The organism is Prevotella bivia DSM 20514, assembly GCF_000262545.1.
Taxonomy (GTDB): domain Bacteria; phylum Bacteroidota; class Bacteroidia; order Bacteroidales; family Bacteroidaceae; genus Prevotella; species Prevotella bivia.
Genome location: NZ_JH660660.1, coordinates 1,710,848 through 1,737,828, shown reverse-complemented (window position 1 = coordinate 1,737,828; position 26,981 = coordinate 1,710,848). Strand labels below are relative to the sequence as shown.

The 26,981-nt window shown below is 39.2% G+C and carries 22 protein-coding genes and 1 tRNA gene; 9 read left to right on the top strand and 14 right to left on the bottom strand.

What is annotated here, in order from left to right; all coding sequences use genetic code 11:
• Window positions 1-176: 176 nt before the first annotated feature.
• Both greA and PREBIDRAFT_RS09760 read left to right on the top strand, forming a co-directional pair.
• Complete coding sequence (greA, locus tag PREBIDRAFT_RS09765; protein WP_004338046.1) at window positions 177-647, top strand: transcription elongation factor GreA; 471 nt, start codon at window positions 177-179, stop codon at window positions 645-647.
• Window positions 648-676: 29 nt separating this feature from the next.
• Window positions 677-1,075, top strand: coding sequence for an HIT family protein (locus PREBIDRAFT_RS09760; protein ID WP_004338039.1), 399 nt, complete (start codon window positions 677-679; stop codon window positions 1,073-1,075).
• Between the two features lie 72 nt (window positions 1,076-1,147).
• On the opposite strand, the gene PREBIDRAFT_RS09755 is transcribed toward PREBIDRAFT_RS09760, so the two are convergent.
• Complete coding sequence (locus tag PREBIDRAFT_RS09755) at window positions 1,148-2,245, bottom strand: mannose-1-phosphate guanylyltransferase (RefSeq protein WP_004339811.1); 1,098 nt, start codon at window positions 2,243-2,245, stop codon at window positions 1,148-1,150.
• A gap of 392 nt (window positions 2,246-2,637) precedes the next feature.
• Here PREBIDRAFT_RS09755 and PREBIDRAFT_RS09750 point away from each other — a divergent pair.
• Window positions 2,638-2,719: transfer RNA gene (locus tag PREBIDRAFT_RS09750), tRNA-Leu, on the top strand.
• A gap of 78 nt (window positions 2,720-2,797) precedes the next feature.
• Here the strand turns inward: PREBIDRAFT_RS09750 and PREBIDRAFT_RS09745 are convergent.
• The 9 genes from PREBIDRAFT_RS09745 to PREBIDRAFT_RS09710 all read right to left on the bottom strand — a co-directional run bounded on the left by PREBIDRAFT_RS09745 (window position 2,798) and on the right by PREBIDRAFT_RS09710 (window position 11,975).
• The gene (locus PREBIDRAFT_RS09745) at window positions 2,798-3,478 is read right to left on the bottom strand and encodes an MAE_28990/MAE_18760 family HEPN-like nuclease (RefSeq protein ID WP_004338036.1); all 681 of its coding nucleotides are present in this window, start codon (window positions 3,476-3,478) and stop codon (window positions 2,798-2,800) included.
• Window positions 3,465-4,529, bottom strand: a complete 1,065-nt coding sequence (locus PREBIDRAFT_RS09740; protein WP_004338034.1) for a DUF262 domain-containing protein — start codon at window positions 4,527-4,529, stop codon at window positions 3,465-3,467. The genes PREBIDRAFT_RS09745 and PREBIDRAFT_RS09740 overlap by 14 nt, the downstream gene beginning before the upstream one ends.
• Entirely contained in the window at window positions 4,511-5,581 is a 1,071-nt protein-coding gene (locus PREBIDRAFT_RS09735; RefSeq protein ID WP_004338032.1) for a DNA cytosine methyltransferase, read from the bottom strand. The genes PREBIDRAFT_RS09740 and PREBIDRAFT_RS09735 overlap by 19 nt, the downstream gene beginning before the upstream one ends.
• Window positions 5,578-6,771 carry a hypothetical protein gene (locus PREBIDRAFT_RS09730; protein ID WP_004338031.1) on the bottom strand — a complete coding sequence of 398 codons (1,194 nt, stop codon included), beginning with the start codon at window positions 6,769-6,771 and terminating at the stop codon, window positions 5,578-5,580. Before PREBIDRAFT_RS09730 ends, PREBIDRAFT_RS09735 begins: the two co-directional genes overlap by 4 nt.
• Before the next feature lie 5 nt (window positions 6,772-6,776).
• Window positions 6,777-9,332, bottom strand: a complete 2,556-nt coding sequence (locus tag PREBIDRAFT_RS09725) for a DNA cytosine methyltransferase (RefSeq protein ID WP_004338029.1) — start codon at window positions 9,330-9,332, stop codon at window positions 6,777-6,779.
• On the bottom strand, window positions 9,332-9,622 hold the full coding sequence (locus PREBIDRAFT_RS09720; protein WP_004339810.1) for a helix-turn-helix domain-containing protein: 291 nt from the start codon (window positions 9,620-9,622) through the stop codon (window positions 9,332-9,334). The genes PREBIDRAFT_RS09725 and PREBIDRAFT_RS09720 overlap by 1 nt, the downstream gene beginning before the upstream one ends.
• Window positions 9,623-9,756: 134 nt before the next feature.
• Window positions 9,757-9,879: a hypothetical protein gene (locus PREBIDRAFT_RS11825; protein ID WP_262497952.1), complete on the bottom strand. Its 123-nt coding sequence runs from the start codon at window positions 9,877-9,879 to the stop codon at window positions 9,757-9,759.
• 167 nt (window positions 9,880-10,046) lie between these two features.
• The gene (gene groL / locus PREBIDRAFT_RS09715; RefSeq protein ID WP_004338019.1) at window positions 10,047-11,672 is read right to left on the bottom strand and encodes a chaperonin GroEL; all 1,626 of its coding nucleotides are present in this window, start codon (window positions 11,670-11,672) and stop codon (window positions 10,047-10,049) included.
• A 33-nt stretch (window positions 11,673-11,705) separates the two neighbouring features.
• A complete protein-coding gene (locus PREBIDRAFT_RS09710; RefSeq protein ID WP_004338018.1) occupies window positions 11,706-11,975 on the bottom strand; it encodes a co-chaperone GroES in 270 nt (89 codons plus the stop codon).
• 319 nt (window positions 11,976-12,294) lie between these two features.
• Here PREBIDRAFT_RS09710 and PREBIDRAFT_RS09705 point away from each other — a divergent pair, with 319 nt between their 5' ends.
• Window positions 12,295-12,780 carry a thioredoxin family protein gene (locus tag PREBIDRAFT_RS09705; RefSeq protein WP_004339809.1) on the top strand — a complete coding sequence of 162 codons (486 nt, stop codon included), beginning with the start codon at window positions 12,295-12,297 and terminating at the stop codon, window positions 12,778-12,780.
• A 164-nt stretch (window positions 12,781-12,944) separates the two neighbouring features.
• Here PREBIDRAFT_RS09705 and PREBIDRAFT_RS09700 read toward each other — a convergent pair whose 3' ends face one another.
• A complete protein-coding gene (locus PREBIDRAFT_RS09700; protein WP_004338016.1) occupies window positions 12,945-14,453 on the bottom strand; it encodes a M1 family aminopeptidase in 1,509 nt (502 codons plus the stop codon).
• Between the two features lie 520 nt (window positions 14,454-14,973).
• Between PREBIDRAFT_RS09700 and nadB the strand changes: the two genes are divergently transcribed.
• The 3 genes from nadB to nadC are packed head-to-tail and all read left to right on the top strand — an operon-like array spanning window position 14,974 to window position 18,476.
• The gene (gene nadB, locus PREBIDRAFT_RS09695; RefSeq protein WP_004338015.1) at window positions 14,974-16,578 is read left to right on the top strand and encodes an L-aspartate oxidase; all 1,605 of its coding nucleotides are present in this window, start codon (window positions 14,974-14,976) and stop codon (window positions 16,576-16,578) included.
• 2 nt (window positions 16,579-16,580) lie between these two features.
• Window positions 16,581-17,582, top strand: coding sequence for a quinolinate synthase NadA (gene nadA / locus PREBIDRAFT_RS09690; RefSeq protein WP_004338014.1), 1,002 nt, complete (start codon window positions 16,581-16,583; stop codon window positions 17,580-17,582).
• A 39-nt stretch (window positions 17,583-17,621) separates the two neighbouring features.
• Window positions 17,622-18,476 (top strand): carboxylating nicotinate-nucleotide diphosphorylase, encoded by an 855-nt coding sequence (nadC, locus tag PREBIDRAFT_RS09685; protein WP_004338013.1) that lies wholly within the window; start codon window positions 17,622-17,624, stop codon window positions 18,474-18,476.
• Window positions 18,477-18,561: 85 nt separating this feature from the next.
• Here the strand turns inward: nadC and rbr are convergent, their stop codons facing one another.
• Complete coding sequence (rbr, locus tag PREBIDRAFT_RS09680; protein ID WP_004338012.1) at window positions 18,562-19,215, bottom strand: rubrerythrin; 654 nt, start codon at window positions 19,213-19,215, stop codon at window positions 18,562-18,564.
• Between the two features lie 291 nt (window positions 19,216-19,506).
• Entirely contained in the window at window positions 19,507-22,365 is a 2,859-nt protein-coding gene (locus PREBIDRAFT_RS09675) for a putative LPS assembly protein LptD (protein ID WP_004339807.1), read from the bottom strand.
• Window positions 22,366-22,510: 145 nt separating this feature from the next.
• Here PREBIDRAFT_RS09675 and PREBIDRAFT_RS09670 point away from each other — a divergent pair, with 145 nt between their 5' ends.
• Complete coding sequence (locus PREBIDRAFT_RS09670) at window positions 22,511-23,032, top strand: isochorismatase family protein (protein ID WP_004338009.1); 522 nt, start codon at window positions 22,511-22,513, stop codon at window positions 23,030-23,032.
• Window positions 23,033-23,211: 179 nt separating this feature from the next.
• On the opposite strand, the gene PREBIDRAFT_RS09665 is transcribed toward PREBIDRAFT_RS09670, so the two are convergent.
• Window positions 23,212-24,879, bottom strand: coding sequence for a formate--tetrahydrofolate ligase (locus tag PREBIDRAFT_RS09665; protein WP_004338008.1), 1,668 nt, complete (start codon window positions 24,877-24,879; stop codon window positions 23,212-23,214).
• A 1,388-nt stretch (window positions 24,880-26,267) separates the two neighbouring features.
• Between PREBIDRAFT_RS09665 and PREBIDRAFT_RS09655 the strand changes: the two genes are divergently transcribed.
• Window positions 26,268-26,765 (top strand): TonB-dependent receptor, encoded by a 498-nt coding sequence (locus tag PREBIDRAFT_RS09655; protein ID WP_004338006.1) that lies wholly within the window; start codon window positions 26,268-26,270, stop codon window positions 26,763-26,765.
• The last annotated feature ends 216 nt before the right edge of the window (window positions 26,766-26,981 follow it).

The window sequence follows — 26,981 nt, the reverse complement described above, 5'->3', positions numbered from 1 at the left end:
TTTGATGAGAAAATAATTGGTTATATAAAAAACATTAGCTAACTTTGCAACATCCTATCATAGGGTAATAAGAAAGTATGGGGGATTCCGACAGCAAAGTAATAATGTTGGAATTCTTCTGTTTTTTATATCCACTTTACAATAATTAGAATTAAAATTTAATTAAAGATATAATTATGGCATACATGTCACAAGAGGGCTATGACAAGCTCGTTGAAGACCTTAAACAACTAGAATCAGTTGAACGTCCAAAGGCATCGGCAGCGATTGCAGAAGCAGCCGACAAGGGCGACCTAAGCGAAAATTCGGAGTACGACGCAGCTAAAGAGGCACAACGCCACCTAGAAGCAAAGATCCTTGAAATGAAGATGACCTTGGCAGAAGCTAAGATCGTAGATACTTCGCGTCTAAGCACTGACGCTGTACAGATTATGTCGACAGTGGAAATGACAAATGTTGACAACCAAACAAAGATGAAATATACCATTGTTAGCGAAACAGAGGCCAACATTAAGCAGGGCAAGATCTCTATCAAAACCCCTATTGCACAAGGTTTGCTAAACAAGAAAGTGGGCGATGTGGCAGAGATCACCATTCCTCGTGGCACTATAAAACTACGCATTGACAAGATTTCTATTGACGCATAATAAAAAATATAAAAAGGAGGTAAGAGATTATGACTATCTTTAGTAAAATTGCTGCTGGAGAGATACCAAGCTACAAGTGTGCAGAAAACGATAAGTTTTATGCTTTTCTGGATATTAACCCTGTAACAAAGGGACACACATTGGTAATACCTCGCCGTGAAGTGGATTACATCTTTGATATGGAAGATGACGAATTGGCAGCGTTTCAACTCTTCGCAAAGCGTGTAGCAAAGGCTATCAAGGAGGTATTCTCTTGTAAAAAGGTGGCACAAGTGGTATATGGCTTAGAGGTAAACCATGCACATATCCATCTATTGCCTATGAACGCAGAGCGTGACGCCGACTTTAATCACCATGTAACGGTAGAAGCCGACGAACAAAAAGCTATTGCCGAAAAGATTTTTGCAGCTTTTAAGGCACAGAAGTAAGAGAGAACACGCACAAAAAAGTGGGAAGCCGACGAAGAATTTCGTTAGTTTCCCACTTTTTTATAAAATCGCTTATTTCGCTTTCGCTTTCTCCCTTCGCATTCGCACCTCGTTGATATACTTTTTTATAAACGATGGCGATACATCTTTTTTACAAATAAGCAGCACATTGCCTTCTTCTACCACAATGTAGCCATCTAGCCCTTGAATAACAGCAATCTTATCCTTAGGCATTCGGATAATGTTATTTGTGGCTTCTTCAAAAAACACTTCCGAGTTGAGTACTACGTTCTCATCGTTTTCTGTGCGTGTCGACTCGTACATATTATGCCATGTACCTAGATCTGCCCAACCAAATTTACATTCCATCACATATACATTCGCCTGCTTCTCCAAAATACATTCCTCGAGAGAAATATTATTATAGAAAGCAAAATAATCTTGCATATACTTATCTTCAGCCTCAACATTATAAGGTGAATGCAACGCATCAAAGTGTCGGAGAATAGGAGGAAGGTTCTGCCCAAGTATGATGCGAAGATAGTTCACGCTCGAAATATACATACCAGTATTCCAACACCACTCACCATTCCCCACAAACATACTAGCAAAATCGGCATCAGGTTTTTCTATAAACGCTTGTACCTTATAAATACTTCCTACGCTATCTGCTTCGTTCTTTTGCAAATAACCATATCCCGACTCAAACCTTGTAGGCTCCACACCTACCGTTAACACAGCATCATTGCTGGTAACAAATGAAAAGCCATTACACACATCTTGTTTAAAAGCTTCAACATTAATAACATTATGATCGGAAGGCACTATCAACACATTAGCTTCATGGTTAAGACTCCCTATTCTGTGAATAGCCCAAGCTACACTAGGAGCGGTGTTTCGGAAAATAGGTTCAGCAATTATCTGTGCCTCATCTAGCATAGGCAACTGCTCGCGCACTATATCTATATATGCTATATTCGTGCTTACATAGATATTTTCCTTTGGTAAGATATTGACAATACGATCAAAAGTTTGTTGCAACTGGGTACGTCCCACACCAAAGAAGTCGATAAATTGCTTTGGTATTCTCTCCGTACTATAGGGCCAAAGACGCCGACCTTTCCCCCCAGCTAGAATAATTCCATAGTTATTTAATTCTACTTTTTCCACTTTTCTAGGTTTATAAGTTCCTATTTGCAAAGAGAGCCTGTATGTGCGCAGTATTCATTTTGTTATACCTTGCATATTTTCGTTTACAACTTACAGCATGCTACTCATCTTATTTTTCAAAGATACACCTTAATTTCTAACAAGACAAATCTTTTAAGAAATCACTAGCATTATTTATATCTATTACCCTCCCCCATTATTTCTCTATATATCTCGTCGCACTCTTATCAATAGGAGTATTCATCTCCATCGCATTCCTATCTACCCTTCCACAACATTATCCCTATCAATATCATAAGTTTTTTCTATAAATATCACAATTTTTCGCTCTAAATATTTGACTAATCCATTTTTTATCCCTACCTTTGCACCGCTTAATAAAAAAGCATTAAGCCCAGATGGCGGAATAGGTAGACGCGCTGGTCTCAAACACCAGTGGAGCAATCCATCCCGGTTCGAGCCCGGGTCTGGGTACAATGATAAAAGCTAAGTAATTGATTACTCAATACTTAGCTTTTTCTTGTTTTAGGAATGTTCCCAAATTGTTCCCAATCAGCTTATCTTCCTGTAAGACTTTTTCAATATATAATTTTCCACACATAACAAAACATCATCTATGTATTCCTTAGCCTCTTTACTTAGAATACTTATATCACTGATTGTGTAATTTTTGCCAACCTCAGTAAATGTATACTCTCCATGCGCAAGTTTATTTCTTTTTTCTTTTATTTGTACTAAGCCTCTTCCATCTTTAGGTTCTTGGTAACCAAACTGTTTTGCTATTTTACGAATAGCTTTAGCATCCATATTTCCACTAATTTTAATACAGTCTTCTTTGAAAGAAAGTAAGGAGTGCGCTAATATTTTTTGAGATATTCCCGATATAATCAGATAATTCTGATTTGTATTCTTTATGTCACTAATTTCTTGTCTCAACCACAGTTCTTGTACTTTATCTGATATTTGTGCGAACTCTAATTTGTCGCCATTGATAGAGTTTATTATTGCTTGTATAGAATTTCTTATAGTAGCCTCTATAAGATTATAAAGTAACAGGAATGCATTAGCTTTCAAGATTCGCGCTAGATCGGTATCAATCTGTCTGACAATAGCATTTCCTGCTAAATCAGTACAAGTTAGTTGACAATTGCCTTTGTCAAGCAACGACAGTGCATCTAAATATTTGTCAACCTCAACACATCTCTTTTTGAATTCATCTTTAGTTTTCTTCATAAGTGAGATTTTCTATTTTATCTAACAAGCAATCGCGAACAAACTCAATACGTTCCTTTAATCGCCCAGGATTGTTACTAGCATCAGAAGTGGTTACTTTCTTAAATTCTATGGAGTTAAGCCAATTTCGATCTTTGACAGTTAAATTTGGCTTTTCCAGCAAGGCAAAATGTATGCCAACAGCTAAAGCCTCAAATCTAACTCTTGGAGTAGATTTATCTCTTTCACTCCTCGCAAAATAACATGGTGCCAATTCCTTTTTTGCAAAATTCAACATAGTAAAAAAAGCATTTCTCATTCGTTCTTCGTCAAACGATGATTTATGAGCTTTCACATAATCATCTAAAAAAGAAGACACATCATGCTTAAAACTTAGATAAGACTCAGAGTAGGCAAAGAATCTTAAAGCCAATTCTTCGTATTCTCCCCTATCAGACCTACTCTTAGAAATAGGACACACTTCATGGAATAACTCATTCTGAGAACATTCCACAACAAAATTATAGAACTTGTATTGATAAGCACCTCTTCTCGTTTCACTTGATGTCAATTTGTTAGAACTGGTATTTACTCTATTGAAAATATCTGCTCTAATCTCTGGCTTGGCATTTTCTGTTACAACATGAAATCTAAAATCACGAAGTAAAAATTTATTTTGTCTTGCTGTGCTTAAATCAGAGAATCTTGTACCATTTAAGAAAGTCAATTTTTCTAATCCAGATAATTTAAGTCTTCCATTGCAATATTCTGCTAATGTACGTATTCTTTGTGACCCATCTATAATTTCAAGTTCCGCATCTTTTCCTGAGACAGAAACAAGAAAAGGCATTATGGGTACACCTAGAAAAACAGACTCTATAAATCTTGCTCTCTGATTTAATTTCCAAACAAACTGCCGTTGGTAGGTCGGTACAAAAATCTGACCTTGATCAAATTTGTGTATAATAACTTCAACAGGATACTCCTTTGTATCATAATCATAAGGGATGCTTTCCTGATTAATTTGTTCATCAATATCTTCAATACTGTGCTTTATCTCTCTTTTTGCCATATCTTGTGTTGTTTTAAATGCTCCTTAATACTCTTTGCTATCACCCTACCTAATATAGGTGGAACAGCGTTTCCAATCTGTCGACATATTACAGATGGATGACATATTTCATTTATATCATAGAATTTATAGTCAATAGGAAATGTCTGAAACAATGCTGCTTCTCTTAAAGATATTGCACGGTTCTGTTCTGGATGCCCAAACCTACCATTTCCGAGACCAGTGCATTGAGTTGTCATTGTCGGAGCAGGCTCATTCCATTTCATCCTACCATATACACTCCCGTATGATTTTCCACTTTGTCTCTTAAAACATTCAAGAATCATTTCTTCAGGCCAATCATGCCAACTCCCTCCCTCTTTGGTAAGAGATACTCTTTTAAGATTTAAATCTGACAATTTCCTAGCTCTATGCAATGGATCATGAGAATCTATTTCCCCATCTTTAATAGCCCTCAAATTACCTATTGTATCACGAACAGTAACATAATTGTCCGATGTATGGGTTCCTGCAATAAGATTAATTGCTCCTAATTTAGAAGCTAGCAAAACTAACCTCCTGCGTCTTTGAGGAATTCCATAATCAGGACAGAAGACAACTTGAACGGAGATATGATACTTCATTTTTTTTAGTTCTGTACAGAAATCAGAGAAAACAGAATACTTATCCGTATCCATAAGTTGTGGAACGTTCTCCATAGATACTATTGTCGGCTTTACTGTATGTATTAACCGAGAAAAGGAATAAAGTAGATTGACTTTATCTTTATCCTTGGTTTTTACTTTAAAACTATAAGAAGAAAAAGGTTGGCATGGAGCACAGCCGACCAAGATTTTAAGACTGTCTCCAAATTGTTGATTAATCTCTTTACCAGTGACTTTTGTTATATCTGCAAGATGAAATTTTGCATGATTATTTACTTCATAAGCAAATTTACATGATTTGTCATTATCATATCCAGCAACAACATCAAATCCCTCTTGGAAGAAACCGTTTGACAATCCTCCAATTCCACAGAATAAATCTACGACCTTGATACTTTTTTTTATCATGCTGCATTATATGCTTGGATTAATATTCGCTTTATCTCTGTAAAAGTTATAATAGGATTAATTGACAAGAGTAACCCCGTATTTATAACATAAACAAAAGATTCTTTACGATAATACTTGTCCCCAACTGTTTTTAATGATGCTTCAATGGTATCGGCTTTCGCCAACAGGCATGTAAGTTGATAATCCCGATTTGTTACTTGTGTTTTATTATCAGGATGTGCTTTCGTAAAGTGTTGCGTTGCTGTAAGTTTTATCAAATTCTCTAAATAATGTGCCAGTTGCGGAAACTGAGATTTTGGAAAAATATGATGAATTTGTGTGGCTTCTCCATTTCCCCATTGGTCATGTACTTCACTTTCGACCTGAATCTTCCGCAACAAATTCATAGCTTTTTGAACATAATAAGCATTGTATACTTCTTGCCGTTTTACATCTTGTTGCTCTTGTGCTTCCTGTCGAGTAATGGATTTATCTTTATTCAGGTCTCTCCAATTCTTACGATTATACATCAAATCAGAGAAAGTAAAGATATATTTAGACATATATCCCTTTTCTGTCCCGTTAATCTGATTCTCAACGGCATATACATTCAATATCTTACTAAAAATACGATGAACTTCGACTTCCGTATTTATAGCTGTATTACCTATTACAAAGCGGTCATATCTACTTTTTAACTCTTGGAAGTCTGCATTCGTAGCTTTTCCCTGCAAACATTTATCTTTGAACGCATCAAAATATCGAATGAAACCACTATCCGAAAGAACCTTTTGCAAATAGCAATAGAGAAAATTATATGTATTTCTTTCTCTTTGCGCTATATAGTCAAGAATATCCAGATTAGCAACACGATAATAATTTGTTCCCGATCGCTTTTCTATCTCCAACACATGGGCATAAGCAAGCATTCGGAGAGGCTGTTGTATAAACTTATCATACTCATGACGAGCTTTTGGATTAGTAGGTAATGGCTTATTGAAAATAGCTCTTGCGTTCTTTATGAAGTATTGAGCATCCCAAATATTGGACAAGGTAAACTCATTGTCAACATCTATTGTATTGATAATGCAATCAGCAATAAAGCAAACAACATCAGGAGTACACTTTTGATCCATAAAACGTGCATCTTGTGATTTACGTACATCCAAGTCAAAATTACTAAGATATTTTATTATATTTTCTCTCATTTCATCTATCCTTTAAGTTTTCCAAAAAAGAAAACAGAGTTGTTATCAATATTAAGTGAACGTGTACCTAAATTTCTTGCTATTGCATAGAATTTAGTAAATTTATCCGTGGCATAAAACGACAGATCTTCTTTTGTTATAACCTTATCACTGTTTGCCAAGGTAAGAATTGCAACAGAACCATCGGCAATGCACCCTTTTGGGAGAAAGCATGCTCGTGGGTTATATGTCAAGTTTGGGAGCAGGACACAATTTGTTTTGTTCAGAAACTTACTAACATCCAGCCCTTCTATATTATCCACATAACTGTCATATTCTGGAATATCAATAATTTGATTATCACCAATATTCCTTGACTTGAGAACTCTTACCTGCCCATTCCCTTTTGTCAAAGACTTGGTTATAACTCTATCTCTATATGCTTTGAACACATTGAACTCCATTTTATCTGCAACTTTATCAAAATCTTCGTTACGATATATTATCCAATAAGGAAACTTTGTATCCATAAGGTAGGATTGCAGCTGTATTACAACTTTTTTCGTAATGTAAGATTCTACAATTGTCAGAGCAGGCTTTCGCTGTGTTTCAACAACAAAATTTATAGTTTCAATCTTAACATTCTTGAATCCTTTTTCCCCGAAATCAATGATATGAGAAACTCTTTTTTTACTCATTAGTTGACGAGTTTTATTAAACTCAGGAGCATTTATCAAACTTTTAGGTACAATCAATGATACTACATTTCCAATTCTAATAGACTTTTCTATAAAAAAAGAAAATATGTTATTTGTATCAGTATTGTAGGCTTCTGCTTTATAGACAGATAGTAACTCTTTTTCCTTTGTCAGTTTTTTATAAGGAGGATTTCCAACAACCACATCATATTTTTTCTTAAAACAATAAGTAAGAAAGTCTGCATGAATGTAGTTCATGTGTACATTATTAGGAATATTTACATGATTGATTAGAGCCTTAAGTACTTCAAGGCTGTCATCATCAATATCAACGACATCTATGTTTACAGAGGGAACGTCTGCATACTTTTGAATAAGCATGGGAATAAAATTGCCTACACCAACAGAGGGTTCCAAAATATTGATTTCTGTAAGGCCTTTCGCTTCTGGCAAGTTCTCAACTACTGAAAAACAAATGTCCTGTCGAGTATAATATGCTGCGTTATTATTTCTATTAGCATTTGCTAATTCTGCAATTTTTGATAGTTCGCAGAAACGGTATCTTGTAGATTTATTGATAAAATCTATAAGATTTATTTGACTATTAAGATGCTTCCGCTCTATCAAATCCTTAATATCTTGCTCCGTCATATTGATACGACAGAAAACTTTGTATATTTTATGCGCTATCTGTCTAAATATAATAGTAGGAACGGCTTCGCCCAAATTTTGCCTTATATTCATTTCTTCCTTTTTGAGGAAAGCTTCTTTTTCTTTTATTGGCAATTTGTTCAACTCATTAAAAGGAATATCACTCCATTGAAAAGCTGCAGGAACCGACATCATAAGCATCACTTCACGAATACTGAAAACCCGATTATCCACAGGATGAACAGTATTTTGACTTGCCATAATATCATTACGAGTATGAATGCATGGTGCAACTTTATCCCAACACTGACGTGTATATTTGTCCCCATTCTTCTGAGCATTATAGACTACAATCCCATTCTTTATAGTATGAGGAATCTTGGTTATGTCAGTGTTGTCAAAAGCAGACTGCCCCTCTTTTATATCGGCAATCCATGCTTCCATTCTTGGAGCATATTTTCTAAAATTGTGATAAATATCGGTTTTAGAAATTTCTCCCATAGTTCTTAATGATGGCAAATCACCTATTATCTGTCGCAAAGTTCTCTCAGGCTGCCTGTCAGGAAACACATCATAAGGAGTAATTTCTTTTAAATCTTTTCTTACTCCAATGACCAAAGTTCGTGTCCTGCTAGATGGATTACCATAATCCTTAAAGTTCACAACCTTAAACAGCACATTATACAATCCACCAAGATTCAACTCTATTGCATTTTTAATAGTCTTATCTTGACCATCAACATCTGTACAAATGGATGTAAGAAATGCACGGACATTCTCGAATATGAAAAATTTCGGTTGTATTTTGCTAACCATTTTTATAGATTCAACAACCAAAGAATTCCTTTTCAGTTCATTTTTCTTCTTATGATTTGCTACAGACATACCTTGGCATGGTGGTGTCGCAATGATTACATCTAAATCTTTTACATTAAAATTTCGTTTCCATAAATCCAATTCCTCAAACACTCGTCCTTGTGTTTCTTTTTGGGTCATATCTCCACAAATATATCCACTATCGTATGCACATTTTTGATTGTATTTTTGTATTTTTAGCCTACGTTCAAGTAGTTCCACTGTAGCAATACAATAAAAATTCTCTTGTTTAAAGCCATAACATCCTACACCAGCGCTACTGAACAAACTGACATAGGTTTTCAGTCCGTACGGAGAACGACTTTCTGCAACTATAGTGGGTTCCAGATTTGTTGGACTATATTTTCTTTGTAACATCACACTGTACGTTTTAAGTTTTCTTTGACAACAGATAAAACATTTATAGCAACTTGTTTCTCTGGAGCCACAATATCGGAGACTTTGTCAGCAAGCCATAAGATAATCAAGTCTTCTTGCTTGACATGAAATAGCCCTGACAGGATGCACACCTGTTCTCTTTTAGCTTTTCTTTCTCCTTTTTCTATCTTACAATAAGTCGCCGTATCAATATCAAGTGCCGCTGCCAAATGTCGTTGTGGCAGCTTATATTGCATACGTAACTCTTTTATTCGTTCAGAAAATAGCATATTGCTTACTTGTGTCTTGACGTTATTTGGCAAAATTACAACTTTTATTTGAATAATCTGCGGTTTTCTTATTTATTTTAAGTAGAGGGCATAAGTTTTACCTCTACGATTCTACTGTCACAATTTTACTCTTGTTATTTCTTCTGCATCAAGCTATCTGCCTTTTGCTTCAATTCCATGTCGTAATCATCGGCTTTTTCCTTGATTAACTTGATTGCCTTTTCAGGGCTCAGTAGAAATTTAGTGGGGATATCCATATAGTTTACTTAATCTAAAAATAAAGATTTTTTTATCCGTAACTCTGGCTCAGTAGCCGTAGGTTAAGCAAATCTCATCTATACCCTAACATAAACGCAAAAAGCCAAACCCAATTGCTTGGATTTAGCTTTTGCTTTATTGAGCTTAAAAACTATTCTCAATCAAATTACATCATTCCTCCCATACCAGGGGTCATAGCTGGAGCTGGAGTTTCCTCTGGTTTATCAACAATGATACACTCGGTAGTGAGGAACAAGCCAGCGATAGAAGCTGCATTCTCAAGGGCTACACGAGCTACCTTAGCTGGGTCGATCACACCTGCTGCACGAAGATCTTCGTACTGCTCCTTACGAGCATTGTAACCGAAGTCGCCCTTGCCTTCACGTACCTTGTTTACGACTACAGCACCTTCGCCACCAGCGTTGAAAATAATCTGGCGTAATGGCTCTTCAATGGCACGGCATACGATGTTGATACCAGTTTGCTCATCGTTGTTTTCACCCTTCAAGCCTACCAATGCCTCTTGAGCGCGGATATAAGTAGTACCACCACCTACAACAACACCTTCCTCAGTAGCTGCACGAGTAGCACACAAAGCATCGTCAACACGATCCTTCTTTTCCTTCATCTCAACCTCAGAGTTAGCACCTACATAAAGCACTGCAACACCGCCAGCCAACTTAGCCAAACGCTCCTGCAACTTCTCCTTGTCGTAAGAGCTTGTAGTATTGGTAATCTCGCTCTTGATCTGAGCCACACGATCAGCAATAGCTTGTTTCTCACCACCACCATCAACGATGATAGTGTTATCCTTACTTACCGTAACCTTCTTAGCATGACCCAGCATTTCTATTGTAGCCTTGTCAAGACTCAAGCCCTTCTCTTCGCTGATTACGATACCACCAGTCAATACAGCAATATCTTCTAGCATAGCCTTACGACGATCGCCAAAGCCCGGAGCCTTCACTGCACAGATCTTCAAACCTGCACGAAGACGGTTGACTACCAAAGTTGTCAAAGCCTCTGAATCGACATCTTCTGCAATCACTAACAATGGGCGACCGCTCTCGGCTACTGGCTGAAGAATAGGCAAGAAATCCTTTACCGAAGAAATTTTCTTATCATACAACAAGATGTAAGGATCTTCCATCTGGCACTCCATCTTCTCTGTGTCAGTAACGAAATAGCCTGAAAGGTAACCACGATCGAACTGCATACCCTCTACCACACCGATAGATGTTTCGCGTGTCTTGCTTTCTTCGATAGTTATAACACCGTCCTTAGAAACCTTACGCATAGCATCAGCAAGGAGCTTGCCTATCTCAGGATCGTTGTTAGCTGATACGGTTGCTACCTGCTCAATTTTGTCATAATTGTCGCCAACTAGCTCTGCGTTGTCCTTAATATACGCTACTACCTTGTCAACAGCTTTGTCGATACCACGCTTCAAATCCATAGGGTTAGCACCTGCTGCTACGTTCTTTAAACCTTCGTTAACGATAGCCTGGGTAAGGATAGTAGCTGTAGTTGTACCATCACCTGCATCGTCTCCAGTTTTGCTAGCCACGCTCTTAACAAGCTGTGCACCTGCATTTTCAAATGTATCTTCTAGCTCCACTTCCTTAGCCACAGTAACACCGTCCTTTGTGATTTGAGGAGCACCAAACTTCTTACCAATTACTACATTACGCCCCTTAGGACCTAATGTTACCTTTACTGCGTTAGCTAACTGATCGACACCGCTCTTCAATAATTCGCGTGCATCTTTATTAAACTTAATATCTTTTGCCATAGTTGTTTCTGTATTAAAATTATGATCGTTTGTTTATTCTACTACTGCCAAAACATCGCTTTGACGCATCATCAAGTACTTTTCTCCTTCACTTTCTATCTCAGTGCCTGCATACTTGCCGTACAATACTTCATCACCTACTTTAAGGATCATCTCCTCGTCCTTGGTGCCATTGCCCACTGCCACTACCTTACCGCGCTGTGGTTTCTCTTTAGCTGTATCAGGAATGATAATTCCGCCTACTTTCTCTTCTGCTGGTGCAGGGAGTACCAAAACTCTGTCTGCTAATGGTTTTATTGTCATAATCTTTATGTTTTTAATTGTTCTTTATGCTTATCTATGCCAAAAGCGTGCCAAAGCTATTTCTACAATCCTAAAAAGCGACAAAATGGCAGACACAAGTTGCCTACTTTCTCATTATATATAAATTTAGATGTAAACGGGCGTTCCGAATATCATTCATGTAAGGTTATTGTTTTCCTTAATATAAATTTAGGAAAAAGCATATATACTTTTTTTCAAATAACAAAAAGAGAGGTAAAAAAAGAGATAATTTGCTCACTTCTCTGGAAATGATTAAATTTGCGAATTACAGAAAAGTAAACATTAAAAAGAAACATATATGAAGAAACAAGTTTTATTTCTATTAACAACTGTGATATTTGCACTAAATATCCATGCACAATTGCCCAAAGTATATAATGAAAATATCAATCAGATGACACAGATTGATGAAGCCATTAGCAAGGCTAAACAGGCTAATAAATTTGTGGTATGCCAGTTGGGTGGCAACTGGTGTCCTTGGTGTTTGCGCTTTGCCGACTTCATTACGAAAGATGCAGCCATCAGCAAAGTAATTGCCGACAACTACGTTTATATTCATGTCAACTATCATCCTCGTAAAAGTGCGCCAGAGGGTATGTTGAAACGATTAGGTTATCCACAACGTTTCGGTTTCCCTGTTTTTGTCATACTCAATGGCGATGGAAAGGTGGTTCACATTCAAGACAGCAGTTTGCTAGAAGAGGGTCAAGGCTATAGCCCGAAGAAAGTACTTAGCTTCTTTAAGCATTGGACACCCAACGCTGTTGCAGGAAAGGCGGAATAAAGCTCTCTTTACTCTAAATATAGATGAACATAAATAACCCCCTTTTAAATATTAAAATCCACCATACAAAAGGAATACCCTAGTTTCCTCTATATGGCGGATTTTATATCTTGCCCGCAAGTTTATATCTTAACACGAGTTCGATGAGATTCATAGAGTTCACATTACTGCTGTAAACGCATCTCTATCCAAGAAGCCCATTTAGAACCCATCGTATTTTTAGCTATATTCATCAACTGGACATGAGTACCTACATGACTTTTAGCTAAAGTATGCATAAACTTAAAGAACTTCTCGTCGCCTACTTTTTTCTGCAAGTCATAAAGAACGATGGCTCCCTTATTATAGAAAACCGTATGCGCATCAGGGGCATTTCTGTCTAACTCCATTATTGGACAAACTTTTCTAACACTTTCGCGATATGCTTTGACATAATCCTTGAAAAGAGCATCACCAAAATGATGCTTAATAGCTCGAAGTGAGCTGTATTCAGCAAACGATTCGTTCATCCAATCAAGCCAATTATCTGCGGGAGCATACTGCCACCAGAAATGCCCTATCTCATGTGCCATGAGTTTAAAAAGATCTTCATTAAAGATATAAGCCTCTGCAACAATGAAGTTACGCCTACTGATAGCACCACCAAGATCGGGCAGCAACACTACTTTTAACTCCTTAGTCTCAGGAACAACTTGATAGAGCTTGCTATAATAGTTGAATATCTCTTGACAAGCATTGGCTAACAAATCGACATCAGCTTCTTCAAACGATAAATAATCAATTTCAATGGATTTTCCCTGACTTTTTACAACTCTACTCTTTAGATTTGGTGCAGCAATAAATTCAAAATCAAAACCTTCCCATGGTTGATGCATCACCCATTGCTTGTCTCTTTTGGACATAAGACCAGACCCTGATACTTTAAAATTATCATCTATCTTAAATATTATATCACCCGTAAAATGCTCACTATCTAAATTATGAGGATACCATGGCATATACATAGATAGCATCACAAGGTTGGTATCGCAAGAAGCCATCCATGCTTCCACACTATCAATATGAGCAGTATAGGTAAAATGGATTGTAGCCTTGTCTGAATTGTCTTTATTAACACGAAGTCGCCCTGCCTGTGGCATCCACTGGAATTTACTCTCAGGAGTAAAATCAATATTAGCATCCTTGCCGTTTACCTTTATATCTTTCACAGTACTATATTTCCACAAAGCAAAATCAATATAAGCTTTCTTGTTAAAGTTGACAGTTACAGTTCCATCTACTTTCAAATTCTTTTCCTTTACATTGATGTCTACACACATCTTATAATACTTTGCCTCTGCTGTAATAGTCTTTTCAACATCCTTTTTCTGTGGGCATTGCAAAGTCAATGTATCTTCAACTTCATGCTTTGCTTTGAGTATCTTATTCATAAGCTCATCCCAACGTTTATCCTGATGCATTTGTCTAAATCGAGGATTTACTGTTAAATTATAATATAAATATAAATTTTTATCTGCATACTTCGTAGCTAGTGAGTCAAGGTAGATAAATGAGCTATCTATTTGGTGTTTACCAGCCAATTTATAAGCCATGTCGTAATAATCTCCTTTACGCTGTGCGTATGACATAACGCAGAATAAACTTAAAAATAAAATGGTTAGTAATCTTTTCATAAGGCTTAATCTTTTAGGTTTCTTTTAAGATAAAATAAATAGGATTTACAGCATTTTTTCAGATCTTCCGTCCTATCGTTCTTCTAATTCCTAGTTAATATTTTTCTACTGTAATCAGTTCGAATTTCTATAATCCTATATACGCCAACTCGTTCATCGATGGTAATAACCTACTGCCTCAAGAATTTTATTATACTGTGCGCTTCCCTTTACAGAAAATCCAAGTAGGAGCAACCCTACCATCAATATTTTGTCTCTCATTTTATATAAAATTATGCTTATTTATTATTTTAGACAAAAGTACAAAAATGCTACGAAACACAAAGATAAAACTCTATTTTTCAAACAAATATTTCTAATGGAAAGAGATCGCGTTTTTATCAAATACTTTTTATATAGAAAACTTCTAATCCCCCCAAAAAATATTACCGATTATTCTGATTTTTAAGGAATAAAGCGAAGCATTATTAGAATAAATCTGTAATTTTGTACTGACTTTTATTTAAGATACAGCTAAAAAATGAAACATCAGTTTGACTTCCTTATTATAGGAGGTGGAGTGGCTGGAATGAGCTATGCGCTAAAAGTAGCCAACAGCGGAAAGGGAACAGTAGCCTTGATCTGTAAAACAACGCTTGACGAGGCAAATACGGTAAAGGCACAAGGCGGTATTGCCGCTGTAACCAACCTTTCTGTCGACAATTTTGAAAAGCACATCCATGACACAATGGTTGCAGGCGACTATATTTCCGACCCTGTAGCGGTAGATTTTGTAGTACGTAATGCCCCAGGGGCCATTGACGACTTGCTAAAATGGGGCGTAAACTTTGATAAGTGCGATGATGGCTCGTTCGACCTTCATCGAGAAGGAGGACACTCAGAGTTTCGCATTCTTCACCATGCCGATGATACGGGGTTTGAAATCCAACGTGCGCTAATGGAAGCCGTGCGAGCTAACGAGCATATTACCGTACTTGAGCACCACTTTGCTGTAGAGCTTATCACACAACATAACCTCGGTATGGATGTGCAGCGTACTACTCCTAACATTGAATGTTATGGAGCTTATATTCTCAATCCTGTTTCGGGCGAGGTAGATACTTACCTCAGTCGTGTAACCTTAATGGCAACAGGAGGCACAGGAGCTGTCTATGCCACTACCTCCAATCCTAATGTTGCCACAGGAGATGGCATTGCAATGGTATATCGCGCCAAGGGAACAATTGCTAATATGGAGTTTGTACAGTTTCATCCTACAGTACTCTACAACCCTGCTGAAACCCACCCAGCTTACCTTATCACAGAGGCGATGCGTGGATATGGTGCTGTGCTGCGTCTTCCTACAGGCGAAGAGTTTATGCAGAAGTACGACTCGCGCTTATCATTAGCTCCACGTGATATTGTAGCACGTGCCATTGATCAAGAAATGAAGATCCACGGACTCAACCACGTATGCTTGGACGTTACCCATAAGGATGCCGAACAAACCAAGAAGCATTTCCCTCATATCTACGAAAAATGTTTGTCGATAGGCGTTGACATCACAAAAGACCTTATTCCTGTTTGCCCAAGTGCCCACTATATGTGCGGTGGTATTAAGGTAGATCTGCATGGTGAAAGTTCCATTCACCGCCTTTACGCCGTTGGCGAATGTTCATGCACAGGACTTCATGGCGGTAATCGCTTAGCAAGCAATTCGCTCATTGAGGCTGTAGTATATGCCAAGTCGGCTGCCCAACACGCTATCGAAACGATAGACAATTATCAGTTTAATGAGTCTGTTCCCGAATGGGATGCCGTTGGTATGCTCACCAATGAAGAGAAAGTACTCATTACACAGAGCGTAAAAGAGGTAGGCGATGTAATGAGCAATTATATGGGCATTGTGCGTAGCAACCTCCGCTTGAAGCGAGCATTACGACGGCTCGACTTGCTTTATGAAGAAACCGAAGGACTATTTAAGCGGGTAAAGGCTACACGAGATATTTGTGAACTTCGCAACATGATTAATGTGGCTTATCTCATCGCACGTCAAGCACAAGAACGTAAGGAAAGTCGTGGACTTCATTACTCGCTCGACTACCCTTGGCATGCCTACGACAAGAAAAACTTAAACAAAAAATAACAATGAACACTACGAACAAGAAATGGACTGAAGCAGGCTTTGTGGACGAACCAATAGCCAAAAACATTGATTTAAAAACAGAGATACGACGAATGTGCCAAGAGAAAAAGGCTATTATCATGGCACATTACTATACACAAGGGGCTATTCAAGAGGTTGCCGATTTTGTGGGCGATAGCTTAGCACTAGCACAAAAGGCGGCAACGACTGATGCCGATATTATTGTGATGTGTGGTGTCCACTTTATGGGCGAAACCAATAAGATACTCTGTCCTGACAAGAAAGTGCTAACGCCTGATCTTAATGCGTCGTGCTCGCTAGCCGAAAGTTGTCCTACCGATGCGTTTAAAGCGTTTGTAGAAGCACATCCTAACCATACGGTAGTAAGCTATGTAAACACAACTGCTGCTACAAAGGCACTCACCGATGTGGTGGTAACGAGCAGTAATGCCCAGCAAATAGTAGAGTCTTTCCCAAAAGACACACCGATAATCTTCGGTCCCGATCGCAACTTAGGCGGTTATATCAATCGGATAACGGGCAGAAAGATGCTGTTATGGGATGGTGCATGCCATGTACACGACCGTTTTTCTGTCGACAAAATCATGACTTTAAAAGCCGAACATCCTCATGCTAAGGTGTTGGCTCATCCTGAATGCAAGGCTGAAGTATTGGATATTGCCGATAAGGTGGGTAGTACATCAGCCTTATTGAAGTATTGTATAACCAATGAGGCACAAGAATTTATTGTAGTAACGGAGAGTGGTATCTTACACGAAATGCAAAAAGGCGCACCTCATAAAACCTTTATTCCTGCTCCACCCGATAGCGATGCGTGTGCATGCAATGAGTGCGAACATATGAAGCTCATTACGATGGAGAAACTTTATAACTGCTTGAAGTATGAATACCCAGAGATAGAGGTAGATGAAGCGATAGCAGCACAAGCCGTTAAGCCCATTGAACGTATGTTAGCGATTAGTAAACAAGTGCTTAACAAATAGTGGTAGATAAAAATAACATAAAACAAGGAAAGTAAAATTATGATTTCAGTAGAAGCATTGAACGACCGTTTGATAGATCTCGCTTTTAGCGAAGATATAGGTGATGGCGACCATACTACCTTATGTTGTATTCCTGCCGATGAGATAGGAAAAAGCAAATTGCTTATTAAGGAGAAAGGCATTGTGGCAGGAGTTGCCATTGCAAAGAAAATTTTTGCTCGCTTTGATGATACGCTAAAGGTAACAACACTGATAGAGGACGGAACACCTGTAATGCCCGGCGACATCGTAATGACAGTGGAAGGGTGCGTGCAGAGTTTGTTACAGACCGAACGCCTTATGCTGAACGTAATGCAACGCATGAGTGGAATTGCCACTATGACCCACCGTTATCAACAGGCTTTGATAGATGCTGGCACAAAAACACGTGTCCTCGATACACGTAAAACCACACCCGGTATGCGTATGCTGGAGAAAGAGGCAGTAAAGATAGGTGGAGGAATGAACCACCGCATAGGCTTGTTCGATATGATCTTATTGAAAGATAACCACGTCGACTTCTGTGGTGGTATCCACAATGCTATCTCTCGTGCCAAAGCTTATTGCAAAGAAAAGGGAAAGGATCTGAAAATAGAATGTGAAGTAAGAAACTTTAAAGAGCTAGAAGAGGCTTTAGCAGAGGGTTGCGACCGTATTATGTTCGACAACTTTACGCCAGAAGATACATTGAAAGCGGTAAAGATCGTAGATGGTAGATGCGAAACCGAGTCGAGTGGTGGTATCACTTTCGATACGATGATCCCCTACGCTAAGGCTGGTGTCGATTTTATCTCCTTTGGTGCATTAACACACAGTTGCAAAGGATTAGACATGAGCTTTAAAGCGATGGAATAAAAAAAAGACAACAAAAAAGGCTTCAAGCAGTAATGCTCGAAGCCTTTATTGCATCATAAAAAATTGCTTTTACGCAAACAATAATTTAGAAGTTGTTCTCCTGCAACTGGAAGAAACTCTTTGGATGGCTGCAAGTTGGGCAGAACTCAGGAGCATTCTTACCTACTACGATATGACCACAGTTACGACACTGCCAAATAGCATCACCCTCGCGAGAGAATACAATCTTATCCTCGATATTCTTCAAAAGCTTGCGATAACGCTCCTCGTGATGCTTCTCAATAGCACCTACATGCTTAAACTTAGAAGCGATACCCTTGAAGCCTTCTGCCAAAGCCTCTTTAGCCATCTGCTCGTACATATCAGTCCACTCGTAATTTTCGCCTGCTGCAGCATCTGCCAAGTTGGTTGTTGTTGTTGGCACTACACCACCATGAAGAATCTTAAACCACAACTTAGCATGCTCTTTCTCATTGATAGCTGTCTCAGTAAAGATACCTGCAATCTGCTCGTAACCTTCACTCTTAGCCTTTGAAGCATAGTAAAGATACTTTGTGTGAGCCTGACTTTCACCAGCGAAAGCTGCCTTCAAGTTAGCTTCTGTCTTAGTACCCTTTAACTTTTCAGCATCAATTTCTTCCATCTTGTCTGCCTTTACGTGGCAAATAGGACACTCTGCTAATGGCTCTTCGCCTTCATACATATAACCACAAACGGTACAAATAAATACTTTTTTCATAATGTCTTTGTTTTATAATGTTTTTGTTTTCCTTTTCCTTTTCATCAGGGAAAGAGGAACGTTTTCGTTAAGCCAAATGAGCAGAACCGAGCTTGCTCGAGTTATGCCATGGCGAGAAAACGAAGGATGAAATCCAAGCATTTCCTAAGCTTAAACTATAGCCATTTCGATGGATTGCTCCAAATTTCCTCTTATCAGATGCAAAGATAAGATTTATTTTTGTAATTATTCCAATACTAAAGCCTAATAATGCTCCTTTCAGTTCTATTTTTACAGCGTCTAAGTATCAGCTTAATACCACTGCACATTCTGCGAGAATCCGCTGTGCTTATCATACTTCAGCGCATCGGTAAGCGTAGAGGCATTGGCACGGAAGGTGAAGTTGTATGAGGTGTAAGGGGCTAGCACCACCGAAGCACTCATATTAAAGCAGTGGAGGTCGCGCGAAAGACTAGCGGTGGTCATACTCAGACGGTGATTATCAAAATCGTAACCCGAGGAGAAATTAATATTCCAGCCATCACTGATGCGGATATTACCACTTACATTGAGCGTTTGCGAAAATTTATAGGCATAGCGCATTTTGTCATAGAGAAACTTACCTCCTACATCTTCACGCATCGTAATGCCATAACCGAAGGTGAGCGACCATGGCATATTAAACTTCATATAGCCATCTTCATCTGTTTCGGCTATATTTCCTCCTTTTTGTTTTGCCTTGTGTTTACCTTTCTCTAAAGTGTCATCAATATTGCTCTCGATATTCGTATCCACTCCCTCACCATCGTCGTGGCTATCATTGGGGTTATCGCGTTCTTCACGATTGAAAAGTTTCTTTATCTTTTCAGGGCTAAGGGTGTAAGAGATATTCTGTGAGAAACCTTGAAAACGAGGCATACGCCCAAAGTGTAGCTCCGTATGATTGCTCTGCTGAATACTACCGTCCGAACCCACTTCCCACGCATAGGTAGCAAACCGGGCATTCATAGAGAAAGTGTAGCTCTTTGTTAGTTTAAGACGTAGGCGCATCGTAAGATCCGACCAACGACGTACCTCGGCTGCAGCATTGTACGACATAGCAAAGCCCAACTCGTCAATAATACTTACCTTTTTATAGCCCAACGAGTCTTTATCGCTTCGCACCTTCATCTCCACATTATTACTTACATCCCACGAAAGCAGTCCTGATTTACCCTTGCCGGGAACTCCATAAAGCTGGTCTTGATAAGGCGAATAATCCACAAGCGTTACATTGCCTTTGGCATCGGTTTTTTGGTAACTATCCCAATAGCCGTAACTTCTCGCACCAAAATTAGGTGAATAAGAGAACGAAACAGTAGGAGTTATTACGTGGCGAACGGCTATAATCTTCGAGCCAAAAATCTTCCTATTAGGGATATAGAAGCCATACAGCTTCGTACTCAGACCGAGGTTCAAACTCCAATTATACACGTTATGGAAACCATAAGTAGTATCGGCAACTTCCTTTCCGAGTTTGTTGTCCCATGATCGTGTTACTTTGTTAGAATACATACGATCGGTAAACTGGAACGAAGGGGTAATGTTGATATAATTAAATAAGGTGAAATTGCCCTGTATAGGAATACTATGCTGGAAGGCATTCTTCCAATCCCTGATCAGGTTCGACTTGAATAGTCGGTCTTCTTTCGTATTAATAGAGTTAGAAAGCTGACCCGTATAGCTCATCGAAATCTTCTCATACCATCGCTCTTTACCCACAGCATACTTGCGTTTGAATGGGTAGAAACGCGAGATAGAAAGGTTGATGTCTGGCAAGGTAAGTGCTATCATTGAGTCGCGCATATTCTGCGAGAGGTTGGCAGTGGCACTTAACGATAAGCCTATGTTAGAAAATCCTGTACTATAACTAACAGAAGAGGTACGTGTACTCTGTGTAAGTGTCTGCGGATTATACATACTGTTCAGGTTATTGCGCTCGTAAGAAGAAGAGGCAAAATTGACACTTGCCGAGAGCGAACTGAACGGATTTGCTTTGGCATCTTGACGGTGGCTCCACTGAAGCTTGAAACTCTCCTGCCGAGAATAGTCAGGAAAGCCTTTGTCGCCCAATCGTGTGTCTTGATAACTAAAGAGGAACGATCCCGCATAACGGTAACGCTTGCGGTAGTTTGAAGCCACACTAACACCCCATGAACCTTGTGTATAGATTTCACCCAACAACTTTAAGTCCCATTTATCATTGATAGCAAAATAGTATCCGCCATCGCGAAGATAGAAACCGCGCTCGTATTCCTCACCATAACTAGGCATAATGAGTCCTGAAGAATATTTTTTTGAGAAGGGGAAAAAGCCATAAGGTATCGCCAATGGCAACGGCACATCGGCAACAACGAGGTAAGCAGGGCCGAATACGACATCCTTACTGGGGCGCACCTTTGCTCGCGAGAGGGCTATATAGAAGTCGGGGTGTGGCTTGTCGCAAGTGGTATAACGCCCATGTTGCAGATAAATTACGCCCAGCGAGTCGCGTTTTCCTACCTCTCCGCTAAGGTATCCCTCTTCTTGATGCGTATAAATACCTTTTATTAAGCCCTTCTTCGACTTAAAGTTGAAAGCCATCGAGTCGGTAGTATATTCATCGCTACCCATATTAAAAACTGGTTTTCCCTTAACCCCACCTTCGGCAGTAGAGTCGATCGTACCCATAGCACGAACCAGCGAACTATCCATATTCATCGACACCCTATCGCTCTTGAGCTTCATATTTTCATAATCCACCTTCGAGTTGCCGTAAAGGTAAGCCGTTCCCGTTTTTGCATTATATACGATAGAGTCGTCGGCAGCATAGTTGACTGGCGAGTTAATACCATTCGAACGCATTCGCATAATGCTGTCAGCACGGATAGAGTCGTCTACAGCCTTGTTGTGCAGATAGATAGAACGCTGTAGAGAGTCCATTTGGGTGGTATCTACCGCAGAAGTATCAGCCCTGTGTAGCACTGGCTGCTTACTAGCTTTCCCCCTTGTGGGATAGGTAATGGTGTCGGGGCTCACGGTGTTGGGCTTTGCCTTAGAAGCATTCTTCCCTTTTGGCAAAGGCATATTTATGCTAGCCATAGCAAATACTATGGTAAACATAAACAGGGCTATAATAGTCTTATTCCTCATGATCTTTAACGTGCAAATTTACATAAAAGCAATTGAAGAATAAGGCAGTTTCGTTGTTTTTAACGTTTTTGTAAGCGTTAAGAAAGGGGAAAACATTTTTTTTACTTATCTTTGCTTCCACTATCAATTTAGGAAAGAACGAGATATGGAAAAGAAAAAAATGCTTTTGGTGGTTGATCCTCAGATCGATTTCGTATCTGGCTCGCTACCTGTTCCGGGTGCAGCAGAGGCTATGATAGCCCTTGCTCATTATATTCGTAAGCACGAAAACACCTATGCCATTCGTATTGTAACTGCCGATTGGCATCCTTATCATCACTCATCGTTTAAGGAAGAAGGTGGAACATGGCCTCGCCATTGTGTGCAACATTCTAAAGGTGCTGCGCTTTATACCCCTATTCTCAAAGCTCTTAATGAGGTTAGAGGTGGGTTTACACTCTTGTATAAAGGCGATAGCATCGACAAAGACGAGTATTCCATTATGCAAAACGATAATAGTGCCGGTCTCTTGGGCAGACTTATTATGGGTTTGGGCATAGAGCAAATTGATATTTGCGGACTAGCTGGCGATGTGTGTGTAGCTAGTACTGCCCACGATCTTGAGGAAATGCTTGGCAAGGAAATGGTAAATGTTTTAGAGGAATACGCGCCGAGAATTGAGAGTTGAGAGAAGTTAGAGTTTTGAGAGTGGAGAGTGGAGAGTGGAGTTGGCTTTCTAAAATCTTAACTCTCAAATCTAAACTCTCAACTCTCAAATCTTAACTCTCAAATCTTAACTCTAAAATCTTAACTCTAAAATCTCAAATCTAAACTCTAAAATCTCAAATCTCAAATCTCATCTCTCTCTCACGCTAGTCCTTCTATTTCTCCATTCACATAATCAATGTGCTGAGCTTGTGGCACTTTTGGCAATCCGGGCATACGCATCATATCGCCAGCCACACCGACGATCATTTCCGATCCACCATTGATAACAAAGTCGCGAATGTTTATTTCAAAATCTTTGGCTACACCATAACGAGTAGGATCTTCGCTAAATGAGAATTGAGTCTTTGCAATACATACAGGATACTTATCAAGTCCCCATGCTGTAATACGCTCTAGCTTCTTCTTAGCACTCTTCGATAACACTACCCCCTTAGCACCATAGATATTCTTACATACCTTTTCTACCTTTTCCAATACGGTGTCGTCATCGTTATATACAAACTTTATATCCTTAGCACCCTCGCGCTCAATGGTTTCTACTACTAAGCGAGCCAATTCTTCGGCACCTTCACCGCCCTTAGCAAACACCTCGTTGGTAGCAAAGCCTACACCTTTTTGTTTGCAATGTTCGGCAAGTAGCGTAATATCACTTTCGGTATCGTCGCCATAACGGTTGAGCGTAACGACTACTGGCTGTCCAAAGTGCTGCATATTCTCAATATGCTTATCCAAATTATCAAAACCTTTCACCATTGCTTGGGTAGTTTCCTCTGCTGTAGCCCCATCCTTAATACCACCATGTAGGCGCAAACCACGAAGGGTAGCCACAAGAACCGTTGCCGATGGGTGAATCCCTGTCTTACGACACTTAATATCCATAAACTTCTCTGCACCGAGATCAGCACCGAAACCAGCCTCTGTAATAGCATAATCGCTTACCGACATTGCCATCTTCGTAGCCAAAACACTGTTACAGCCGTGTGCAATATTAGCAAACGGACCACCATGTATAAACGCTGGTGTACCCTCTAAGGTCTGCACCAAGTTAGGCTTGATAGCATCGAGCATCAACACGGTAATAGCACCACCCACGCCCATATCACGTACTGTGAAAGGTTTATCATCGAAAGTGATACCTAGTACCATATTATCAATGCGACGGCGCAAGTCGTCCAAACTCGTTGCCAAGCATAGAGCAGCCATAATTTCACTGGCTGGAGTAATATCAAAACCAGCCTGTTCAGGGATACCATCGGTAGAAGCACCTAGTCCTGAAACGATATTACGCAAGCTGCGATCGTTTACGTCCATCACTCTTCGCCACAAAATTTGCTTTAGGCGGAAGCCTTCACTACGGCGCTGATAGATATAATTGTCGAGCAAAGCGGCTATCGTATTGTTAGCACTGGTAATAGCGTGGAAGTCGCCCGTGAAATGAAGATTGATTTTCTCCATAGGTACTACTTGCGAATAACCACCACCAGCAGCACCACCCTTCATACCGAAGCATGGCCCTAGGCTAGGTTCGCGCAAAGCTAATACCGACTTTTTACCCAAGCGGTTTAAAGCCATTGACAAACCGATACTTACTGTTGTCTTGCCGATACCTGCTTTTGTAGGCGAGATAGAACTTACTAGGACTAAATGGTTTTTAGCTACCTTCGCCTCATCAATAACATCGAGCGATACCTTCGCAATATATTTACCATATTGTTCGATACTTTCGCTGTTGATACCAACAGATGATGCTATTTCCTCTATTCGCTTCATCTTGCATGAGCGTGCAATTTCAATGTCTGACTTCATAGATTTTTTGTTTTTGGTCGGCACAAAGATAGGGATAAATATAATATCAATCAATAGCTTTTTATACTTTTTTCTCCTTTTATGCCCACTTGTTTAACTCGTAGAGTCAACCAGCAAGTGCAAAAATAGTCAATCCTTTTATAAAACTCTTGTTTGGTGTTGAAAACTTGAGTTTTTCACTTCCAATCTGGAGCGCAAAGTGCCGATGCGTTCTCGTATATTCATTTTTCTTTGTTTTGGGTTACAAAAATAGCAAAAGGCAGGGAATTTATCCCAGCCTTTATGCTTAATATTGAAAAAAGCCTTTTGAAAATCAGGTGATTGTTTTGACAACTCCCGTTTTGAATCATTATACTACTCGCAGGACTCATCTATACCCACAAACCTTCCCATCTTAAAATTAAAACTAATAAAACAGGTGTCCCTATTAGCATTTGGAATAAAGTCTCCTCCCATGCGTTCTATATATATCAGTTTGTCTGTAAAAAGTGTAGTTTCTCGACAGTTAGGCTTTCCAAAAACACATATGAATTTAGAGGAGCATTCTCTATATAAAGAATGCTCCTTGATTATTTTTTCAGCAAGTTCTTTACTCCTTAAATTCAAAGTCCCAATACTATCTTTTGTCCAATCTTCGTTTTCTTGATAGGATGTATGGCAAGTGCACGACAAAATCGCAGTTAGGCATAATACATATATAGCAACTTTCATAGTTATGGTTTCTCTAATCCAAAAAATTGTTTAACAACATTCTTCCAAGTCCTTTCTGATGAGTCATGATTAAATATTATATTGGTTGCTTTTCCAATTCTTCCAGAAGTTCTTCCCTGACGTAGAGTCAACCAGCAAGTGCAAAATTACAAAACATGTTTGAAGAACTCTCGTTTTGGTGTAGAAAAGTTTAATTTTTCTCTCGGTGAGGGCTACTCTTTTATTGCACTTCGTTTTGGAACTTGCAACTTTGTGCAAACATTCCTCTGAAGAACTGATCGTTTTGTAATTTAGAGGTAGCAACTATCCTTTTAAAAGAAATTTCTCTTCTTTTTATTTACATTTTTACAGCTACTATGCCCCTACAATAACTACCTACCTTTAAGCACCTCATCTCCCATTCAGCCCTACACACACACCCATATATTTACCAACTTTTGGGTATTGCACCCACAACACACACACCTTAACTTTGCACCTTAAAAAATAAAAACAAGTACATCGTTAAATATTTCAAATTATGTATAGACTGTTATTTATTCTAATTTCTACATTGTTTTCCATTACCACTATGGCGCAAAGCACTGATACTGATGCGATGCTCTTTGGTGATGTGAAAGATCGTGCGACGGGCGAACATCTACCCAACGCAATGATCACTGTAATAAGGTACCAACTTGCGCACGGTTTGCGATGCTTCTGGACACTTCCAGATTGCTCATCTGCCAGTGGGCAAACAAACCATTGTAGCTTCTTACACAGGTTATGCTTCGCAATCGAAAGAAGTGGAAATGAGTGTTGGTAAAGGCACAGAAGTATATTTCAACCTTGATATAGATGCGCTTGAGCTATCTCAAGTGGTGGTAACGGGTACACGCACCGAACACTTTGTAAAAGATGTGCCTATCCGTACCGAAGTACTCACCTCGAAAGCACTACAACGTAAGAATGCGCAAAACCTTTTCGATGCACTAGAGGGTATCCCCGGCGTGAGAGTGGAACAGCAATGCCAGTTCTGCAACTTCTCTGAAGTGCGTATGCAAGGACTCGGAGCAGAACACACACAGGTATTGCTCGACGGCGAACCTATCTACTCTGGCTTGGCTGGCGTATATGGCTTGCAGCAACTTTCTACCAACGATGTCGATCGTATGGAGGTGGTAAGAATATCCTAAGCTACATTCAGGACGAGAAACATCTCGACGATGCTGCCTTTATGTATGCCCCTGTTTATGGTGCTACATGGTATGCGGGCGTGAGTGTAAATATATAAGAAAAACTTCGTCATAAAATCTCTGATATTTAATTAGTTAGAAAAGGTTATCTTTTACTCGGTAAGAGATGACCTTTTGCTTTGTAAAACATCACCTTTTACTCGGTAAAAGGTGATG

Excerpts from the sequence above, each read along its gene's own strand:
- PREBIDRAFT_RS09740 (WP_004338034.1), bottom strand. The coding sequence starts at position 4,529 with ATGGCAAAAAGAGAGATAAAGCACAGTATTGAAGATATTGATGAACAA.
- PREBIDRAFT_RS09745 (WP_004338036.1), bottom strand. The coding sequence starts at position 3,478 with ATGAAGAAAACTAAAGATGAATTCAAAAAGAGATGTGTTGAGGTTGAC.
- PREBIDRAFT_RS09730 (WP_004338031.1), bottom strand. The coding sequence starts at position 6,771 with ATGAGAGAAAATATAATAAAATATCTTAGTAATTTTGACTTGGATGTA.
- groL (WP_004338019.1), bottom strand. The coding sequence starts at position 11,672 with ATGGCAAAAGATATTAAGTTTAATAAAGATGCACGCGAATTATTGAAG.
- PREBIDRAFT_RS09675 (WP_004339807.1), bottom strand. The coding sequence starts at position 22,365 with ATGAGGAATAAGACTATTATAGCCCTGTTTATGTTTACCATAGTATTT.
- rbr (WP_004338012.1), bottom strand. The coding sequence starts at position 19,215 with ATGAAAAAAGTATTTATTTGTACCGTTTGTGGTTATATGTATGAAGGC.
- PREBIDRAFT_RS09670 (WP_004338009.1), top strand. The coding sequence starts at position 22,511 with ATGGAAAAGAAAAAAATGCTTTTGGTGGTTGATCCTCAGATCGATTTC.
- nadC (WP_004338013.1), top strand. The coding sequence starts at position 17,622 with ATGATTTCAGTAGAAGCATTGAACGACCGTTTGATAGATCTCGCTTTT.
- nadB (WP_004338015.1), top strand. The coding sequence starts at position 14,974 with ATGAAACATCAGTTTGACTTCCTTATTATAGGAGGTGGAGTGGCTGGA.
- greA (WP_004338046.1), top strand. The coding sequence starts at position 177 with ATGGCATACATGTCACAAGAGGGCTATGACAAGCTCGTTGAAGACCTT.
- PREBIDRAFT_RS09700 (WP_004338016.1), bottom strand. The coding sequence starts at position 14,453 with ATGAAAAGATTACTAACCATTTTATTTTTAAGTTTATTCTGCGTTATG.
- nadA (WP_004338014.1), top strand. The coding sequence starts at position 16,581 with ATGAACACTACGAACAAGAAATGGACTGAAGCAGGCTTTGTGGACGAA.
- PREBIDRAFT_RS09705 (WP_004339809.1), top strand. The coding sequence starts at position 12,295 with ATGAAGAAACAAGTTTTATTTCTATTAACAACTGTGATATTTGCACTA.
- PREBIDRAFT_RS09665 (WP_004338008.1), bottom strand. The coding sequence starts at position 24,879 with ATGAAGTCAGACATTGAAATTGCACGCTCATGCAAGATGAAGCGAATA.
- PREBIDRAFT_RS09710 (WP_004338018.1), bottom strand. The coding sequence starts at position 11,975 with ATGACAATAAAACCATTAGCAGACAGAGTTTTGGTACTCCCTGCACCA.
- PREBIDRAFT_RS09720 (WP_004339810.1), bottom strand. The coding sequence starts at position 9,622 with ATGCTATTTTCTGAACGAATAAAAGAGTTACGTATGCAATATAAGCTG.
- PREBIDRAFT_RS09735 (WP_004338032.1), bottom strand. The coding sequence starts at position 5,581 with ATGATAAAAAAAAGTATCAAGGTCGTAGATTTATTCTGTGGAATTGGA.
- PREBIDRAFT_RS09725 (WP_004338029.1), bottom strand. The coding sequence starts at position 9,332 with ATGTTACAAAGAAAATATAGTCCAACAAATCTGGAACCCACTATAGTT.
- PREBIDRAFT_RS09760 (WP_004338039.1), top strand. The coding sequence starts at position 677 with ATGACTATCTTTAGTAAAATTGCTGCTGGAGAGATACCAAGCTACAAG.
- PREBIDRAFT_RS11825 (WP_262497952.1), bottom strand. The coding sequence starts at position 9,879 with ATGGATATCCCCACTAAATTTCTACTGAGCCCTGAAAAGGCAATCAAG.